Genomic DNA, 2,688 nt, shown 5'->3' with positions numbered 1-2,688 from the left:
CCCGTGATCCCCCCCCGCCGTCGTCATCCTCCCGCACGACGTCCAGCAGGCTCCAGCTCCCAGGACACCCCATGAGCACGGCGTGGTGCCGTCGTCGCCCGTGTGGTCCATGGGCTGCGTGTCGCCCCGGGAGACGGACCTGCATGACGCGGCGGCAGTCCTGAACGCCGGCCGGAAGATCGCGGTGCTCGTGGGGCAGGGCGCTGCCCATGCCCAGCAGGAGGTCCTCGCCGTCACCGAGCGGCTGGGCGCGGGCATCACCACGAGCCTGCTCGGCAAGCCCTACGTCGATGAATCGCTGCCCCACGCCACCGGCACCATGGGGCACCTCGGGACCACGGCGAGCGCCCACCTCCTGGGCAACTGCGACACCCTGCTCATCATCGGATCGAACGACCCCTGGACCGAGTACTACCCCGCGCCGGGCCAGGCCCGTGCCGTCCAGATCGACATCGACCCGAAAGCCATCGGCAACCGCTACCCCGTCGAGGTCGCACTGAACGGTGACGCGGCGGAGACCCTGACCGCCCTGCTGGTGCTGCTGCACGGCCAGCAGGACCACAGCTGGCGCCGGGAGGTCGAGGAGCAGGTGCGCCGATGGCACCGGATCGCCACGGAACGCGCCCTGGTGCCGGCCCGTCCCGTGAACCCGGAGCGCGTGGTGCACGAACTCGACGCCGTGCTGCCGGGCGACGCGCAGGTCGCGGTCGACGTCGGGAGCTGCGTCTACTGGTACGCGCGGCAGCTCCGGCTGCCCCGCGGGGTGCCCGCCCACCTGTCCAGCACGCTCGGCTGCATGGGTGCCGGGGTCCCCTACGGGATCGCCGCGAAGCTCGCCCACCCCCGGCGCCCCGTCGTCGTGCTCGCCGGTGACGGCGCCATGCAGATGGCGGGTCTCGCGGAACTCGTGACCGTCGCGAAGCTCTGGCGCAGCTGGCCGGATCCCCGCTTCGTGGTGTGCGTCCTGTCCAACCGCGACCTCGCAGAGGTCAGCTGGGAGCAGCGGGAGATGGAGGGCGAACCCCGCTTCGAGGACAGCCAGGCCCTGCCCGACGTCGATTTCGCGGCGCATGCGCGCCTGCTCGGGCTCGACGGCGTGAGGGTGGCGGATCCGGAGTCCCTCGCCGACGCGTGGCGGCGGGCTTTCGCTGCCGACCGGCCCTTCGTGCTCGATGTCGTCACGGACCCGGACGTACCCCTCCTCCCGCCCTTCCCTGCCGGAGAGGCCAAGCTGGACCCGATGCAGACCGCCCTGGCCGGCGAACCGGAGAGCGGGGCAGCCGCCCTGCTGCAGCGGTACGCCGAGATCGAGCAGGGACCTGAAGGGTCGTAGCACCGCCCATGGGAAGCGATCCGGCCAGGCCGATACGGTGGTTGCCGCCCGTCCCGGCCTTCGGTAGCGTCGAAATCCGGTGCGGGGCGCTGCCGACCCTCGTCGCCGCAGGGAACCAGAGGCCGCTGTGAGGAGAACCCCATGACCGATGTCGCCAGCCAGCCGCCCGCCGAGGGCGATGACCGCGCAGTACTGACCAACCGCCAGGGCCACCAGGTCTACGACAACCAGAATTCCCGCACGGTCGGGGCCCGGGGCCCGGCGACCCTGGAGAACTACCAGTTCCTCGAGAAGATCAGCCACTTCGACCGCGAGCGCATCCCCGAACGCGTGGTCCATGCCCGCGGGTTCGTGGCGTTCGGCGAGTTCGAGGCGACGGGGATGTGGGGCGACGAGCCCATCGCCGCGTACACGCGCGCGAAGCTGTTCTCCGAGCCCGGCAAGAAGACCGACGTCGCCATCCGCTTCTCGACCGTCATCGGCGGCAGGGACTCGTCCGAGGCGGCCCGCGATCCGCGCGGTTTCGCCGTCAAGTTCTACACCGAGGACGGCAACTGGGACCTCGTGGGCAACAACCTCGCCGTGTTCTTCATCCGCGACGCCATCAAGTTCCCCGACGTCATCCACTCGCTGAAACCGGATCCCATCACCTTCCGGCAGGACCCGGCGCGCATCTTCGACTTCATGTCGCAGACGCCCGAGTCCATGCACATGCTCGTGAATCTCTTCAGCCCACGCGGCATCCCGGCCGACTACCGCTCCATGCAGGGCTTCGGGGTGAACACCTACAAGTGGGTCAACGCGGACGGTGACACCAAGCTGGTCAAATACACCTGGCAGCCGCGGCAGGGGGTGAGGAGCCTCACCGAGGAGGACGCCGCGAACATCCAGGCGACGGACCTGGGTCATGCCTCGAGGGACCTCTACGAGGCCATCGAGCGCGGTGACCACCCGCAGTGGGACCTGTACGTGCAGCTGATGGACGACCGCGACCACCCCGAACTCGACTTCGATCCGCTCGACGACACGAAGACCTGGCCGGAACAGGACTTCGAGCCGAAGCTCGTGGGGACCATGACGCTCAACCGGAACGTCACCGACCACCACAACGAGAACGAGCAGATCTCCTTCGGCACGGGCGTGCTCGTGGACGGACTGGACTTCTCCGACGACAAGATGCTCGTGGGACGCACGTTCAGCTACAGCGACACGCAGCGCTACCGGGTGGGCCCGAACTACCTGCAGCTGCCCGTGAACTCCGCCAAGAACGCCCCCGTCCACACCAACCAGCGCGGCGGCCAGATGTCCTACGGCACCGACCTCGCTCCGGGGCAGAACCCGCACGTGAACTACGA

Annotated in this window: 2 protein-coding genes; both read left to right on the top strand. The window is 69.3% G+C overall.

Annotated features, from left to right (window positions below):
• Window positions 1-85: 85 nt before the first annotated feature.
• Window positions 86-1,333 carry a thiamine pyrophosphate-dependent enzyme gene (locus tag CVO76_RS16650; RefSeq protein ID WP_244186072.1) on the top strand — a complete coding sequence of 416 codons (1,248 nt, stop codon included), beginning with the start codon at window positions 86-88 and terminating at the stop codon, window positions 1,331-1,333.
• A 141-nt stretch (window positions 1,334-1,474) separates the two neighbouring features.
• The coding region (locus tag CVO76_RS16645; protein ID WP_208740182.1) for a catalase at window positions 1,475-2,688 on the top strand (1,214 nt) is incomplete at its 3' end.

This window comes from Arthrobacter agilis, assembly GCF_002953615.1.
GTDB lineage: Bacteria > Actinomycetota > Actinomycetes > Actinomycetales > Micrococcaceae > Arthrobacter_D > Arthrobacter_D agilis_B.
This window is presented reverse-complemented; position numbering and strand designations above follow the sequence as displayed.